This is a genomic window from Nostoc sp. ChiQUE02, from assembly GCF_034531305.2.
GTDB lineage: Bacteria > Cyanobacteriota > Cyanobacteriia > Cyanobacteriales > Nostocaceae > Nostoc.
Genome location: NZ_JAVRBN020000006.1, coordinates 216,713 through 232,968 on the forward strand (window position 1 = coordinate 216,713; position 16,256 = coordinate 232,968).

Genomic DNA, 16,256 nt, shown 5'->3' on the forward strand with positions numbered 1-16,256 from the left:
AGGATATACCCAACCTAGCAGAAGTCATGAACACAAATCCCTATCAGAGGTTTAAGCAAATCGAATAACTTCTTCTATGTGGGTTAAATGGGAAGTATCTCCCGTTAGTTCTAATAACCATTCTGGTTCTTGGCGTACCACTTTTACCAGCGAACATAAAGAAGCTTTAACTTCTGTTTTGGCAATTTCCCCCACTAGCCCCATTGCTCCCCCTAACACCGATGCGCCATGTGCTACTAGCAGGATATCTTTTGGGAAGAACTCAGTAGCTAAACATCTAGCAGTTTGCCCAGAACGTTCTCGCACTTTTTCGTGAGTTTCAGGATATTTAGCGGCGATGCGCGAAGTATAGCTGGTGTCAATTCTAGGGAATAACTCTGCTAATACTGGAGTTGAGAGTCTTTCGGGTTCTTCTGTCATCCAAACTGGGTTTAGCCATTCACTCAAACCTGTTTCGAGTTTGATCGGCAAGTTGAGCATTTCTGCAACTGCGTTTGCCGTTTGTACAGTTCGCAGAAAAGGAGAAGCGAAAATATGGGCTATCTTTTCTTTTTTCAATCGTCTAGCTAACTGTTGTGCCTGCACCATACCATCATCAGACAAGGGTGGATCGTAGCGTCGTTCGGCGGTGAGAAACCAATCAGGGTTTACGAAATCGAGGCGGTTAGCGTGTCTTGCGATCCAGACTATTTGACTCATGGGTTTAATTATTCCGGTGAATAGAATTCGCCGCTAAACAAATATATAGATATCTGCAAGGAGGGCTGCAAATATTAATATATGACAAAAATCGTAATAATATTTAATAATACTAACGATCAGGAAAACTTATAGGTATAAATTAGTTAAGATTGTGTAATGAACTCAAATGTAAGTATCAGATTGGGACGGTTCAAACCAAACTCCAGACTCAATAACTGATAGTAGATGGCTGACGGTAATTGTTTTGAGTATGCCGTGACGTTTGCGATAGTAACACTCAAAAAGTAAAGAAAATAAATGTGGTTCTTCACGGAAGTAGCGGTAAAAAATAAACCCCTGCCAATCTATGCCAAACTGTTCAGTAATTTTACAAAATAGTTCATCAACATCATCACCATCTATTTTGAGGTCTTCCCGAAGCCGTGTATTAAGAGTAATATCTTTTGTTTGCACACCCAGTTCATTAGAAAGGATTGCTGCAAGTTGGTTAAATTTATCTGTAAATGACATAAACTTTTTAGGCGATAAACTCCAGTAGTAACAATCCTATCAACAAAGGAATTGTTACCAGAAAATACTGGTTAAGCGTCTATAGTCTGGTACCAAGATAGGGTTATTGTAAGCATCCCTTTAGTTTTCCCAAAGCTATAGCAATCCTATTTGATTCGTGAAAAATATAAAATTTGAAAACGAACCGCGTTCGCGAAGCGTCCCGAAGGGAAGGACGCTAAGGACGCAAAGGGAAGAAATAAAAGAGAGAGATATAATTTTCACAAAAGATTTAGGACTGCTATATATAGGAATTTATATAATTGCTTACAATTTCAACCATCCAAATAATTGCCCTACAGTTAACTGAAAGCCGCTGACTAAATCGGGAACTGGTAATATTTCTTGTTCTTCTTGTAAAAGTTCTGGTTGCTGCTTTGGTGGATAAACTAAAACAGAACGCTCATCTGGATCGATCAGCCAACCGAAGCCACTACCATGTTTTAAACAATGTAGAATATTTCCGGTTACTTTAGTCTGGCTTTGATCCGGCGAGAGAATCTCAATCGTCCAGTCTGGATACGTGTGAAAAACATTTGCCACATCTCCACGTTCATCTATGGGAATCCGTTCCCAAGCAAACACAGCTACATCAGGGACAATTGAACGTCCGCCAAAAGTACACCGCAGTTCTGGAAAAGCAAGGGCAATTTTTCGATTCTCAACTACCTCGTTTATACCTGTGACTAACTTACCCTGTAATTTACTATGTTTTCCTTGAGGCATTGGCTTTTGAATAATTTGACTGTTAATGTATTCTGAGCTAGGTTTTGTTTCTGGTAGTTTTAAAAACTCTTCTAAAGTTAGGGGTTTAGTTGGTGATTTTACCATCCGCTTGTACCTCCCAAATTTTCATTTAATTAATTACCCTAAATAAGCTTTTTTAACTCGCTCATCACTAATCAATTCTGATGCTGCACCTGTTAAAGTTATAGAACCAGCTTCTAGAACATAACCGCGATCGGCAATTTGCAGCGCGAGGTTAGCGTTTTGTTCAACTAACAGAATAGTCACACCTGTAGCCCGGAGATTTTCAATAATAGAGAAGATTTCCCGGACGATCGCAGGTGCTAAACCTAAGCTAGGCTCGTCTAAAAGTAAGAGTTGTGGTTTACTCATTACAGCACGAGCGATCGCTAACATTTGTTGTTCACCACCACTGAGAGTTCCTGCCAGTTGATTGCGTCTTTGTGACAAACGGGGAAATAGCTCAAATTGTCGCTGAATATCTGCTTTTACCTCAGCTTGATTGGAGCGAATATAAGCACCCAAAAGTAAATTATCAAATACTGTTTGCCGCGCTAATACTCTACGTCCTTCAGGACAATGGGCGATACCAAGTTGTACAACTTCATGAGTTTGGCGGCGGTTAATATTATGTCCATTATAAATAATTACGCCACTTTTAGGATTAACTACTTTAGATATGGCGCGGAGTGTGGTAGTTTTACCAGCACCATTAGCACCAATTAGAGTAACTACCTCGCCTTTTTGAATAATTAAATTAATCTTTTTAAGAGCTTGGATACCGCCATAATTAACATCAAGTTCTTGAACTTCTAAAATTGTATAGTTTGGCTTACTATCGGCTTTCATCGGCGGTTTACATCCAGAAATGTTGATTCAAAACCTAACATACATCAATCATACATTTCTTAAAACAGTGCGTAGGCGTACCCCTTCGTAGACATTGCTGAAACTTCAAACCAACGCCATGATACCGCAATCTTTATGATGTACCATTAATTACTGATAAAGATAACAAGCGTCCTGTGGCAAAAGCAGCAGATATTGGTAGCAAACGACTAATTAATTTAGCTCCTGATGCATGGGTAAAATGGGTGACACAGCGTCCTGAAGTCGTGGCGAAAGAAATTCTTGGCTCTGAGTTTCACTGGATTAGCCGCGAAACAGATGTGTTGGTGAAGGCATACAGTGCCACTCACGGAGATTTTTTGGTACTTAATGAACTACAGTTGCGTTACACAACACAGATGCCTCTACGGATGAGAGCCTATGCTGCCTTGGCACAAGAACGCTACCGATTGCCAACTTACCCAGTACTGATCAATATTTTACCGCCCCCATCCACCTTAACGATTGTCAGTAGTTACGAGCAGGAATTTTTGGGATTACGTGCCATCCAAGATTATCGCACGATCAATTTATGGGAAATCGATGCTGAGATAGTGTTTGAGCAACCACTACCATCGTTGTTACCCTTTGTGCCAATCCTGCGAGGAGGTGGAGAGATATCAGTTGTGCAACGCGCACTACAGGCGCTACGAGCAGATGCACAGTTGAACCAATTAGAATCATTGCTGGCATTTTTTGCTAGCTTTGTGTTGGACACGCCTTTAGTGCAACAAATCATGAGGTGGGATATGGCAGTATTGCGAGAATCGCCTTGGTATCAAGAAATTGAGCAAAGAGGTATTCAGCAGGGTGCGCGACGGCAGCTAATCCGGGTGTTGGAACAACGCTTTGGCGAAATTCCTCATGAAGTGGAAGTAAGGCTTGAGGGCGAAAGTGTGGAAAAATTAGAAACTTTGATGGATAGTGCGATCGCTGTGAGTTCTTTAGACGAATTTGTAGTAATTATGTCTACATAAATTCATTCATTTCCCAAATAAGCTTCAATTACAGCCGGATCATTTCTGACAACTGCTGGTTCACCTAATGCAATTAATTGACCAAAATCTAACACGGCAATGCGATCGCACAAACCCATAACCAATGGTACATGGTGTTCTATAAGGATAATCGTCAAATTGAAGCGATCGCGCAGGCTACGGATAAATTCACTGAGTTGCTGCTTTTCGTTGGGGTTCATCCCCGCAGCCGGTTCATCGAGAAGTAAGACTTGCGGTTTTAATGCTAAAGCGCGGGCAATTTCTAAGCGACGCTGATCGCCGTAGGCAAAGTTTTTGGCTTTTTCGTCAGCGCGATCGCTTAATCCCACCAAATCCAATAGATATAAAGCTTTCTGCTTAGTTTTCAGTTCTTCACTAGGCGCTGGTGGTAATCCCAAAACTCCTGCGATCATATTACTTTTAGTGTGTAAATGTCGGCCGATTATCACATTTTCTAACGCTGATAATTCACCAAATAAACGGATATTTTGGAAGGTACGGGCGATACCTAAAGCAGCAATTTGATGAGGACGCAGTTGAGAAAGTTTTGCACCTTGATAAATTAATTGACCGCTAGAAGGTGGAATAAAGGCAGTAATTAAATTAAACAGTGTTGTTTTGCCAGCACCATTAGGGCCAATCAGTCCAAAAATCTCATGTTTATTTACACTAAAAGATACATTATTTACCGCCACCAAACCACCAAATCGACGAGTCAATGCTCTTGCTTCTAAGACAATACTGCTGTTAACTGCTGGAGTTACGTATGATATCATGTCTGCCAAATTACCCATAACAAAAGAACCCCACCCCCAACCCCTCCCCGCCTGCGGGGAACTCGGGGCCTGCTCTGGGGATTAGGGGCAGGGAGCTAAAGCGCAGCTTTGGCGGGGTGGGGTTCCGGGTATTATGTTTAATTGCCCAGACATCATCTGAATATTTTTGCATATTATTATGAATAGTTCATTTTTGAATTTTACGTCTTTGAAAAATATCTGGAGTAATTAACCCTTGGGGAAAAAAGATTGTACCTATTACTATTAGTAAGCCAAAAATAATTAATCTACCATCTCGCAAAAACTGTGCTAACCAATTAGGTAAACCACCAGTATCAGCGAGGCTTCGCAAAATCTCTGGTAAGGCTGTAAATACCATACCTCCGACTACAGGTCCTAAAAAAGTTCTTGAACCACCAATCAAAACAAAAGTTAAATATATAATACTGGAATCAAAAGTACCTTGACGAGCATTCCAAGTATTAAGGAAGTGAGCGCTAATTGCACCTACAACCCCTGCAAGTATAGCCCCTAGTGTAAACGCCAAAACTTTGTAATAAGTGGGATCGATTCCCATTGCACCCGCAGCTAATTCATCTTCGCGGATAGCGATAAAAGCCCTTCCGGCACGGATGCGTTCTAAACGATAAAGCAGCACCATACTAATTAATAGTAAGGGCAAAGCAATCCATAAATATTCAATTTGCGTTTGAAAAGGTTGAGGAATGCCAAAAATGCCAACAGCACCGCCTGTAATATCCAGATTGAGGGACATTACGCGCAAAACTTCCACAAAAGCAATAGTAGCGATCGCTAAATAAATTCCTCGTAATCTCAACGCCGGAATTCCCACTATTACACCCAATAAGCCAGAAATTACACCAGCAATTAACATCTCCAATAACAACAATGGGATGGGAAAGAAACTACTGCTAGATGTCAAAACTTTTGTGGATAAAATCGCTGCAATATACCCACCTAAAGCATAAAACCCTGGACTAGCTAAAGACAATTGTCCTGTCATGAGCGGTAAGTAAAGCGATAACCCTAGTAGCGCCCCCAATACCATAGAGACAATTAGAGAACCATAAGTAGCGAAAAAATCAGCCATTTTAAAAAATTTTGATTAAGCTTAAACAAACTATCGCTTTTATCACCCATTAAGCTGTTAATACTTGCTCTGCTGTCAGCGCTAGTTCAGGAAAAGTTCGTGACACAATCCGTTCTGAACCTCTAAACAGTGTCCGTTGGTATTTTCCCTCAGCATCTAATAGAAAAACAAATACAGCCGGAACTTTTGGATTTCCTAAATACTCTCTTAGTCCAATTGCCAAATAATCTACAATCCAATATTCTGTAATACCTAAACGTTGATATTCATCCAATTTATCAATGTAGTCATCTTCCCAATTAGTTGATGTCACCTCTACAGCTAATTGAATAGGTTCTTCAAGTGCAGCATAAGCAGAACGATTGGAGCGCCATTTATCTTTATCTATGACACTTACATCAGGCTTGCGTCCTTGTTCTATGCCATTAGCAGTTATAGTTTTAAAGACTGCTGTGTTATTAACTACATAATTTAGGTTTAGTCGCCTAATTTCATCATTGAAACCAAACAATATAAAATTGGCGACATCATCATGATTTCTGGTTGCACGCACTTCTACAATTTCCCCATCCACAAGTTCATATAAACCTTCCTCTGGACACTGTTCTAAAAATTGATCAAAAGTTAACTTCTGTTTGGTGTATGTTTTCATGGCGCTGCGTCTCTTTAAACTTTCTGAATAAACCGCCGTCCCAGTAAACCTTGGGGTCTAACTAATAGCATGATAAACAAAATTCCAAAGGCTACTGCGTCTTTATATCCAGAGAATTCGGCAGGAACAAATGCCTCGACTAATCCAATAACTAAGCCTCCCACCACTGCACCGGGAATACTACCTAAACCACCTAAGACAATTACCGCTAAACCCCGCAAGCCAAAAGCAATGCCGAAATATGGCCCAGCAATACTAACACTAGAGGCGACTAAAGTTCCTGCTAATCCTGCTAAAAAACTGCTGATGAAGAATGTTAGGATGATAAAGCGATCGCTATTAATTCCTAACAAACTAGCTGTAGTTGGATCTTCTGCGATCGCTTGCATTGCTTTACCATATTTAGTTCGATTGATAAAATAGGTAAGAATTGCCACAATCACAACTGATACAGCAAAAATCACCACCTGGACGCTACGAATAGGAATTGGGTTTTCTGAACTACCAAAGTTAATCGCAGGTGGCAAATTACCGTAAGTATTTGCTGGGTAAGTGTAACTTTCTGCGCCTACTAAATACTGGATTAAGTTCACAATTACGACTGCTACCCCCAAACTGGAAACAACAGTTAGTAAAGGATCAGATCCTTGACGGCGCAGAGGTTGAAAAGCAACTCGTTCCATCACTACCCCTACCAATCCCGCCAAGCTACTTCCTAAAATCAAGGCTATAGCAAATGGTAATTTTATCGGCAGGGCTGCATTAGCCAACAAGCCATTAAATCCAAAGTTACCACCCATGAGTGCATAAGTGAAATATGCACCCAAGGTAAAAATCGCACCATGAGCTAAATTAATGATGCCCAAAATGGAATAAACCAAGGTATATCCTAAAGCAAAAATTGCATAGACACTACCGATGGATAACCCATTTAATAATTGCTGCAAAAATAGATTGGTATTCATCTAGCAACTATTTTAGAAATGTGAATTTACCCTGGTTTCCATCTTTTACCATCTTGATTTGGGCTACATAGAAATCTTTTTGAACAACTTCACCTATGGGAGTAAAACCAATTTCGCCCAGTGGCGTATTGTATGTTCCGATAAGTATCTGTTTATTTAACTGTGTCCGCAATTCTGGTAGCTGTAATTTGTTGACTTTGCTCTTTTTATCTAAAGCTTGGAGTGCTTCGACATAAACCTGCACTGCTGCAAAAGCTTGGGCGCTAAATTGGGGTGGCTCTTTATTATATTCGTCAGTATAGGCTTTGCGAAATGCTGCATTAATTTCACCTGGATGTTCTGGACTGTAGGCTTGAGCAATCAACACGCCATCACAAAGTGCTTTACAAACTGACAATAGATTCGATGTATTTAGACCATTTCCACCAACAATTAAACCTTTATAACCCAGTTCTCGCAATTGTCGGACTAAATTACCCCCATCAGCAGCCAAGCCAGAAATAATGACCAAATCTGGTTTGAGATTAATCGCATTGGTAGCTTGGCTTTGAAAATCTGTATCACTAGTTTGGAATTTTTGTACTGTTACTAATTCCAGACCTTGATCCTTAACCGTTTGCTGAAAAATCTCCGTTTCTGATTTGCTAAATGCATCATTTTGAGCATAGAAAACTGCAACTTTTTTAAGTTGGGGATTTTGCTTCAGTGCAGCTTTCACCGAATTAGGTGCGACAACAGAAACTGGTGCAGAAACACGAGCAACGTAATCACCAATTTCGGGAATGTTTTTAGCAGTATTCGATGGCCCAATAATTGGTACTTTTGCACGTTCGGCAATCGGATCAGCGCTAAAAGCTTGCTGTGACAAAGTTGGGCCGACAATCCCAATAACTTTATCTTTATTAATTAAAGTTTGAAAAGCGTTAATTGTCCCGGCTTCATCACCGCTAGTATCTTGAAACACCAATTTAATTGGAGTCCCGTTGACACCACCTTTACTATTGAAATACTTCTCGGCAAGTTTGGCTCCAGCGACTTGCTCTTGACCTAGTAATGCCACGTTGCTAGTTTGAGCAACGGCAATACCGATGGGAATAGCACCCGACGATGTACTCGTTGTAGCGGTGGTGTCGGTTGTAGTGTTATTTCTGGTAGTATTTGGAGAATTTGTCACAGTCACAGGGCCACCGCCGCCACCACAGCCTGCTAATAGCAAAGCGCAAGTTGATAATAATGCTGTTGTCCGAGCGATCGCGTTGTTCATCGTTAGATAATCATGTAGTTATTAGATATTCGCCAAAATCTAATAATCTGCAAACAAAATTACGCAGATTTACAGTTTTGCACGAATTCTATTAAATCATTCTTATTTCACCATGCAAAGACAAATATTCAAAGTATTTGTAAATACAAATTATTATAATTATTAGTGATTTTATCATTCCCCGGTTCTATTTGGGAATGTGCTATGAAGTCGCTTTTTCAGTTCAGTTGAGTACTAAGTAATGACTCTTAAAGCCTTTTTTCACTCCCAGCTAATCCCTTCGGTTCGTAGTGGCGACAACCGTTACATGGGCCGTCGGGATTGACAGCACAGCGGATGTAGCCAGATCGGGCATTAAATTTGCAGCTGATGTCGCCAATTAGGTAACCCACCCCTTCTAAATAATAGCGATCGCCTTCAATCGGTCTAACGTTTTGCCGTCCCGGCACTGCTGGAAAATTCATCGCTGCTTGTCTGAGCCGTAAGCGTGACCGCGCATGGGTTTTGCGGATCACCCATAGGGAAATCAGGGACGGTAAAAAACCAACGGCAATCACTAAAAGTGTCTTTAACACCTTCTTTTTACCTCTTCTGTGCGCTGATTGATTGTCCCCGATCTTGCACTCTGATTTTACGGAAGTGCAAATTTTAGGGCAGCTTTGCCTAATTGAAACCACAGTTGGTGGCAATTAGCAATGGCAGTGTGGGATCTAGCAATTTTGAGGAAGAAGTTCCTTCTGCCACTTCAATCAGCATAACTGTTACAACCTCAGGGGTGAGCTGCCGTTGAATGTTGATAATTTTAAGATTTGTTGACTAATACTTTTTTAAAGAAGCATTTTGTGTCAGCTTCAGCCCCACTCTTATTTTTTCTGTGTCTCTGCGATGCTAATCTTTTTTTGGTTTGATGACGAAGTTGCTGTGCTAGCAGTGCCGCTTCCCTTTCGGCTCGGAATAAATCAACTCTTCGCGTCGTCAAAATAAATGATTCATCTGGCTTTCGTTTCACCCAAGGGACACTAACTGCCAAATACTGACAAATATTTTTGCCTAGCTCTTTGTTCAAAAGTGGGTACTGTCTTTGAGTATTAAGTGTGTTAGCGATCGCTTTCAACTCTAATATCGCTGCTTCTAACTCTCCTGCCATCTGATTGACGCGTTCGACTTGTGCGATCAAACGCTCCCGTTCACTAATGATTTTTTCATCCTGGGGTTGCAGTGGCACTATGGCAGTAGTTACAGATGTAGGCTGCAACAGCGAAACTTTCAGCAAAATGGGCTTTTTGTCCGTGTCTTGGATTTTTTTCATACTACCTCAAAGCTTGGCTAGCTGACTTTTAAGGCATTTTAGCAGCAAAATAGTATATTTGTACTATATAAATTGTGTATATGAGGTTTAATCTGAGGAAAACCAGCAACTAAGCAAATATCACGATGTTAATTAGTAACAAAAGTATACTTTCACTAACTAACTCCACAGTTATTGGTAGGGGTACAAAGCCCGCATTTCTCACAAGCTTGAGGTCAGAGGTGCAGAGGGTAAAGAACTTGGTATTTGAACTCTCCTCTGCTCCCCTGCTCAAGAGCACAAGGTTTTGAGAGATGTGGTGAGAAATCCGGGAAAGCTCTACACCTCTACGATGTATTGCTCCTCCCATAGAGAGATCGATGCCTCAGGCATCATGCGCCATTAGCCAGATGGAAGAGATGTGTGAGATTTTTAAGCTGAGTTTAGTAGGCTAAAAATTTATCGAATAGGTAGAAAACCGGATCAACCCTGGCTTGTGAGGCGATCTGGAATCAAGAACCCATCAACGTAATTCGTAGTTAAAGAATTGAATTATGAATTACGTAGCTTGCTTCTGCGTAGTGGTACTACGAATTACTAATTATCTGATCACTACTTCCGAACTATGGTAAACGCAACGATAACTAATCTAGTCGATGCGGTGGGTGAGTCTGCATACCGAATGACAGGTGCAGCCGCAGACTACGACCCATTGATGAACTTAATTGGCAATGCCCGTCTCGTCCTAATTGGCGAAGCCACCCACGGAACACATGAGTTTTATGAGCAAAGGGCTGAGATTACTAAGCGACTAATTCAAGAGAAGGGTTTTACAGCCGTAGCAGTTGAAGCAGACTGGCCAGATGCCTATCGTGTGAATCGCTATGTGCAGGGCGTGAGTGGAGATCCCACACCTGCGGAAGCACTCTGCGGTTTCCAACGTTTCCCCTCCTGGATGTGGCGCAACACGGATGTGCTAAATTTTGTAAGCTGGCTGCGTGAATATAATGATGCTCTCCCCAAGAATGCCGTTAAAGTTGGCTTTTATGGGCTAGACCTTTACAGCATGTATACCTCTATAGAAGCAGTTCTCGACTACTTGGATAAAGTTGATCCCGAAGCTGCCCAACGTGCCCGTTATCGCTACTCATGTTTTGAGCATTTGGGTGAAGATGCCCAGACTTATGGCTATGCTACTAGCTTTGGACTAACCAAATCCTGTGAAGAAGAGGTGGTTAATGTACTAGAGGAACTGCAACGTCGGGCTGCTGAGTATATCCAAAAAGACGGACAGGGAGCAGCAGATGAGTTATTCTATGCCCTGCAAAACGCTCGGCTGGTGAAAAATGCCGAGGCGTACTACCGTTCAATGTTTCAGGGACGGGTGTCTTCCTGGAATATTCGCGATCGCCACATGGCAGAAACCTTAGAGCAGCTAGTTGCTCAAAATGAGCAACAGGGAAAACCAAGCAAAGTGGTTGTCTGGGAACACAACTCTCATCTAGGAGACGCACGGGCAACTGATATGAACGTAATGGGTGAAGTAAATGTGGGTCAATTAGTGCGCGATCGCTATGGTGATGATGCGGTGCTAATTGGCTTTACTACTTATACAGGTACGGTGACCGCTGCTTCTAATTGGGGAGGAACTGCTGAACTCAAGCTAGTTCGTCCTGCCTTAGCAGGAAGCTATGAAGCCCTATTCCATCAGACTGGATTGCCCCAATTTTTACTACTGCTAAGGGATAACAATTCAGCAATTGCAGGACTTAGAGAACCACAATTAGAAAGAGCGATCGGCGTCATTTACCAACCAGAAACTGAGCGCATCAGTCACTACTTTTATGCTCGTCTCCCAGACCAATTTGATGCGGTAATCCACATAGATGATACAAAGGGGGTGCAACCTCTAGACCGCACTCCCGACTCGGATATGGAAGAAGCACCAGAGACTTTTCCCTTTGCTGTCTAGTCACAAGTTGGGAGTTTTAAATTGTTGATTAAAAGATCAGGTATGTTAACGGCAAGATATTTAAAGGACTATTACACCATTCTGGGGATAGCCCATTTTCCGTTGCGTTATACACTGGCTTACTATTTAGTGAGGTATAAGTCAATACGGTTCAGTGAGCGCCAAAAATCTTAAACTGTGTAGGTTGGGTTAAGCAAAGCGCAACCCAACCTACAATTTTTCTTAACTGAACTGTATTGAGGTATAAGTATTTTAGTTTACAAGCTAGATAATAAGCCTTTTTCCTCCTGAATTCTGCTATATAAACGGAAAGGGCTGCGCTCGTAAGTTGAAGTAGTCTCACCAGCGCTGATAATATTTATAGTAGAATTATTTGCCATTAATTACCTTTCTTATGAGATTAAGAATATACGAAACAGCTGATACAGAAGAAATTATGAAATTGTTCTACGACACTGTTCATGAGGTGAATATTCATGATTATCCAGAAGAACAAGTAGATGCATGGGCACCAGCAAATATGGATATTGACGTATGGATTAAAGGATTAGGAAGTAAGTTTACTTATGTAGCAGAGGAGCAGGGAAAAATTATTGGTTTTGGTGAACTAGAGCCTAATGGTCATATTGACCGTTTTTACTGCCATAAAGATTTTCAAAGAAAAGGGATTGGGAAGAAAATATTAGAACAGCTTGAAACAAAAGCAAAATTTTTAGGTATTGAAAAGTTATTTACAGAAGCCAGTATTACAGCTAAACCTTTTTTTGAAAGCCAGAATTTTGTGGTTGTGAAACAACAAGAGGTGGAACGTAGAGGGCAAAATCTGATAAATTTTGTTATGGAAAAATATTTAGCCGATTATTAAATAAGTTTGATTTTAAACATGAATTTCAACCAAAGACGATTTTTTCCTCGCTTTGATATCGATTTTTTTATTTATCAATAAAAAAAATATTTAATTCAGTGTAATTAGTCTTGTATACCTTAAGAGATAAACCTGAGTTATTCCATTAGAAAGAAGCGACTGTAACTTCTACTATCTAAAGTAAACCCAGAGAGATTGAAAAAATCTCTGAACAAGATTAGTTAGATTTTTGTCTGGTTCTGGTTAGAAAAGACACTACCCATAACACAATACGCTGGGGTTGAGATCCCCCCGCCTATGGCGACCCCCTTAAAAACGGGGTAAAAGAGGGTTAAAACCCCCATTTTTAAGGGAAGTTGGGGGATGTTCAAAATATTAAAAGGTTAACTGAACTGTATTGACCTATAACAAAGTCAAATTCAAAAAGAATAATCTTTCTCTTTACCTAGAACGTATTGGCAATTTCTTTCGAGAAAATAGCCAAATCTAGCCAAAATATGAGTGATTAGACAAAGGATTCGCTGCAATACCCTTGATTTTCATTTAGGAATACTACTATGGCTACACAGGAGCAACTACACCAATGGCATGAACTGGCACAACAGTTGCGTATCGATAGTATTCGCGCTACAACCGTTGCTGGTTCAGGTCATCCTACCTCGTCAATGTCACCCGCTGATCTAATGGCGGTTTTACTCTCCAAATATCTCCGGTACGACTTTGATAATCCACATAACCCTAATAACGATCGCTTCCTTCTCTCTAAAGGACATGCTGCACCGCTGCTCTATGCGATGTATAAAGCAGCGGGGGTAATTACTGACGAGGAGTTATTGTCACTGCGGAAAATTGGCAGTCGTCTAGAAGGACATCCTACACCAGTTTTACCTTGGGTTGATGTGGCAACTGGCTCATTGGGACAAGGATTACCAATAGGTGTGGGGGTGGCTCTAGCAGGTAAATATCTAGATCAACTTCCATACCATGTCTGGGTGTTGCTGGGTGATAGCGAAACATCTGAGGGGTCTGTATGGGAAGCTTTTGATCATGCCTCACACTACAGCCTAGACAACTTGATTGCCATTATCGATGTCAATCGACTAGGCCAGCGGGGTCAGACTGAACTGGGTTGGAATACACAAGCCTATGCTGCGCGTGCGAGAGCTTTTGGCTGGCAAGCAATTGAAATTGAGGGTCACGACTTGACAGAGATTGACCAAGCCTTTAGTGCTGCCTTGAGCATCAACGATCGCCCCACGGTAATTATCGCCCGCACTAAGAAAGGTAAAGGTGTCGCTTCTTTGGAAGATTTAGGTGGTTGGCATGGCAAAGCACTCAAACCCGATGCTGAAAAAGAGGCGATCGCAGAGTTAGGTGGTGAACGCAACATCAGAATTCAAGTAAACAAACCCGAAGAACAAGGTCAACCCGCTACAACAGGTAATCCTCAACCACTGCAACTTCCCACCTACAACAAAGGTACAAAAGTCGCAACACGTCGAGCCTATGGTGACGCTTTAGTTGCATTGGGAGCCGCTCAACCCGATGTAGTTGTCCTGGATGCTGAGGTAAGTAATTCCACTTATGCTGAAGATTTTGCTGAAGCCTATCCTGAACGCTACTTTGAGATGTACATTGCTGAACAACAAATGATTGCAGCAGCGGTGGGTTTGCAGGTACGAAAATACAAACCCTTTGCTTCCAGCTTCGCCGCCTTCTTGAGTAGAGGTTATGACTTTGTCCGAATGGCGGCTATCTCTCGCGCCAACATTAAATTAGTAGGTTCCCATGCTGGCGTATCCATTGGTCAAGATGGCCCTTCACAGATGGCACTGGAAGACTTAGCAGCCTTCCGAGCAGTATGGAGTAGTACTGTACTGTATCCCAGTGATGCCAATCAGACGGTTAAATTAGTGGCGCAGATGAGCGATCGCAATGGCGTTGTTTACCTCCGTACCACCAGAGAAAGCACACCTGTAATTTATGGCTCTGATGAAGAATTTCCCATTGGTGGTAGCAAAGTAATCCTTAGTTCTGAGCGAGATCAAGCCACTGTGATTGCGGCTGGGATTACATTACATGAAGCCCTTAAAGCTAGCGATCGCCTTAAAAACGAAGGCATCACGGTGCGCGTCATAGATGCCTACTCTGTCAAACCTATTGATGTACAGACAATTCATCAAGCTGCACGCGATACCAAGGGTAATTTAGTCGTCGTTGAAGACCACTGGCCAGAAGGCGGATTAGGCGCAGCGGTGCTTGATGCCTTTGCTGATACTAGTAGTATCCCTACTTACAATGGACCGCAACTGCGGCTAATTAAGTTGGCAGTGCTTGATATGCTAGGTTCCGGCACTCCAGAAGAACTCCTCCATGCTGCCAAAATTGATGCTGATGCCATTGTTGAAGCGGTGAAATCGCAAGTCAGACAGCCAGTAAGGGTATGAGCTGTCAAATAATGGATTTTGTTTAATAGACTCATCCTTAGACCGCGATGAAATCGGCTCAGGTGATTAGACTAGAGTTAACGTCCATAGGTTTTTTGCATTTTTGGGTAGACGTAAACATAATAAATAATCCTTATTTTGCAAAGGTTTCAAGCTTTTTGTGTTTCTATACCCCCCTAGAGAGGGCTTACTAATTTTATTGTGAAAAATCATCTGTTTTTACCAGCAAAACCCAAAGTTAAACCACCAAGTTGAGCTTGACCCAACCACCAAGATTAAACCCACACCCCAAAATCCATTTATTGTCCCACAATCCCCACAACCACTGCAATTGCGTACCTGCCTGATACTTGCCGGCTCACAACCACACCAATTAAGCCCAACTTATCAATGAAAAAGCCGCTTGCTGATGAATTCAAGCGGCTTTCACGTTGCATGTATTGGTTTTACTTATCAGAGGAGTGTAGTTTTTCTCCTCATTCCCTATGCTGATTATACTTTCGCCCTAAGCTTGGTAGGAGGTTTAGTAAGTGCGATGGCGTACCCGCCCATCGTAGGGGATCACACTTGTAGACTTAAGTTTGAATTATTGAGTATTTTGAACTGTCTCTTTACATATATACACTTATATGTTTATCTATTAGTATATTAGTTAGTAGTAATTGAAAAAAGACTTATGAGCAACGTTCGCGATGAAACAGATGGAATTAGGCTTTCTGCTTTAGAGGAAGATATCTTAACTCTCATGGGAACTCAAAAAATGTATGGTCTTGAAATCTTGGATGGGTTAAATCAAGGTAGACCAATATCCATTGGATTTGGTAGTTTGTATCCCACGTTGAATAGGCTTGAAAAAAAAGGGTTAGTTTCGTGGAAATGGGGAAGTGATCAAGATGAAACAGGAGGTGCGCGTCGTAAGTACTACATAATAACTGGTTCAGGGCAGGCAGTACTGAGAGAAGTGCAAAACTATCGTGACCAATTAAAGATGCGTTCAATGACAGGTCAAGCTGGTTTGGCAGGAGCTTGAGT

17 protein-coding genes are annotated in these 16,256 nt (G+C 41.5%); 5 read left to right on the plus strand and 12 right to left on the minus strand.

Going from position 1 to position 16,256, the window contains the following annotated elements:
• Positions 1-51: 51 nt before the first annotated feature.
• The 4 genes from RM347_RS08840 to RM347_RS08855 form a co-directional block, all read right to left on the minus strand.
• On the minus strand, positions 52-699 hold the full coding sequence (locus tag RM347_RS08840; protein WP_322719885.1) for a histidine phosphatase family protein: 648 nt from the start codon (positions 697-699) through the stop codon (positions 52-54).
• A 165-nt stretch (positions 700-864) separates the two neighbouring features.
• Entirely contained in the window at positions 865-1,212 is a 348-nt protein-coding gene (locus RM347_RS08845; protein ID WP_322719884.1) for a DUF1493 family protein, read from the minus strand.
• A 306-nt stretch (positions 1,213-1,518) separates the two neighbouring features.
• Positions 1,519-2,082, minus strand: coding sequence for a Uma2 family endonuclease (locus RM347_RS08850; RefSeq protein ID WP_322719883.1), 564 nt, complete (start codon positions 2,080-2,082; stop codon positions 1,519-1,521).
• Between the two features lie 33 nt (positions 2,083-2,115).
• Positions 2,116-2,847 (minus strand): ABC transporter ATP-binding protein, encoded by a 732-nt coding sequence (locus RM347_RS08855; RefSeq protein ID WP_118169733.1) that lies wholly within the window; start codon positions 2,845-2,847, stop codon positions 2,116-2,118.
• 176 nt (positions 2,848-3,023) lie between these two features.
• Here RM347_RS08855 and RM347_RS08860 point away from each other — a divergent pair, with 176 nt between their 5' ends.
• On the plus strand, positions 3,024-3,863 hold the full coding sequence (locus tag RM347_RS08860; protein ID WP_322719882.1) for an Rpn family recombination-promoting nuclease/putative transposase: 840 nt from the start codon (positions 3,024-3,026) through the stop codon (positions 3,861-3,863).
• A gap of 2 nt (positions 3,864-3,865) precedes the next feature.
• Here RM347_RS08860 and RM347_RS08865 read toward each other — a convergent pair whose 3' ends face one another.
• From RM347_RS08865 to RM347_RS08895, 7 genes are all read right to left on the minus strand, one after another.
• Entirely contained in the window at positions 3,866-4,660 is a 795-nt protein-coding gene (locus RM347_RS08865) for an ABC transporter ATP-binding protein (RefSeq protein ID WP_322719881.1), read from the minus strand.
• Between the two features lie 187 nt (positions 4,661-4,847).
• Positions 4,848-5,771, minus strand: a complete 924-nt coding sequence (locus RM347_RS08870) for a branched-chain amino acid ABC transporter permease (RefSeq protein ID WP_322719880.1) — start codon at positions 5,769-5,771, stop codon at positions 4,848-4,850.
• Between the two features lie 49 nt (positions 5,772-5,820).
• A complete protein-coding gene (locus RM347_RS08875) occupies positions 5,821-6,423 on the minus strand; it encodes a Uma2 family endonuclease (RefSeq protein WP_322719879.1) in 603 nt (200 codons plus the stop codon).
• Positions 6,424-6,437: 14 nt separating this feature from the next.
• Positions 6,438-7,388 (minus strand): branched-chain amino acid ABC transporter permease, encoded by a 951-nt coding sequence (locus RM347_RS08880; protein WP_322719878.1) that lies wholly within the window; start codon positions 7,386-7,388, stop codon positions 6,438-6,440.
• A 7-nt stretch (positions 7,389-7,395) separates the two neighbouring features.
• A complete protein-coding gene (locus RM347_RS08885) occupies positions 7,396-8,652 on the minus strand; it encodes an ABC transporter substrate-binding protein (RefSeq protein ID WP_322719877.1) in 1,257 nt (418 codons plus the stop codon).
• Between the two features lie 248 nt (positions 8,653-8,900).
• On the minus strand, positions 8,901-9,227 hold the full coding sequence (locus RM347_RS08890; protein ID WP_322719876.1) for a DUF6464 family protein: 327 nt from the start codon (positions 9,225-9,227) through the stop codon (positions 8,901-8,903).
• A gap of 227 nt (positions 9,228-9,454) precedes the next feature.
• Positions 9,455-9,961, minus strand: a complete 507-nt coding sequence (locus RM347_RS08895; RefSeq protein ID WP_322719875.1) for a hypothetical protein — start codon at positions 9,959-9,961, stop codon at positions 9,455-9,457.
• A 604-nt stretch (positions 9,962-10,565) separates the two neighbouring features.
• Between RM347_RS08895 and RM347_RS08900 the strand changes: the two genes are divergently transcribed.
• The 3 genes from RM347_RS08900 to RM347_RS08910 all read left to right on the plus strand — a co-directional run bounded on the left by RM347_RS08900 (position 10,566) and on the right by RM347_RS08910 (position 15,224).
• Positions 10,566-11,912: an erythromycin esterase family protein gene (locus tag RM347_RS08900; RefSeq protein WP_322719874.1), complete on the plus strand. Its 1,347-nt coding sequence runs from the start codon at positions 10,566-10,568 to the stop codon at positions 11,910-11,912.
• Positions 11,913-12,306: 394 nt separating this feature from the next.
• Positions 12,307-12,777 carry a GNAT family N-acetyltransferase gene (locus RM347_RS08905; protein ID WP_322720062.1) on the plus strand — a complete coding sequence of 157 codons (471 nt, stop codon included), beginning with the start codon at positions 12,307-12,309 and terminating at the stop codon, positions 12,775-12,777.
• Between the two features lie 557 nt (positions 12,778-13,334).
• Positions 13,335-15,224, plus strand: coding sequence for a transketolase (locus RM347_RS08910; protein ID WP_322719873.1), 1,890 nt, complete (start codon positions 13,335-13,337; stop codon positions 15,222-15,224).
• 299 nt (positions 15,225-15,523) lie between these two features.
• Here the strand turns inward: RM347_RS08910 and RM347_RS08915 are convergent, their stop codons facing one another.
• Positions 15,524-15,661: a hypothetical protein gene (locus tag RM347_RS08915; protein ID WP_322719872.1), complete on the minus strand. Its 138-nt coding sequence runs from the start codon at positions 15,659-15,661 to the stop codon at positions 15,524-15,526.
• A gap of 239 nt (positions 15,662-15,900) precedes the next feature.
• Here RM347_RS08915 and RM347_RS08920 point away from each other — a divergent pair, with 239 nt between their 5' ends.
• A complete protein-coding gene (locus tag RM347_RS08920) occupies positions 15,901-16,254 on the plus strand; it encodes a PadR family transcriptional regulator (protein WP_322719871.1) in 354 nt (117 codons plus the stop codon).
• Positions 16,255-16,256 lie beyond the last annotated feature (2 nt).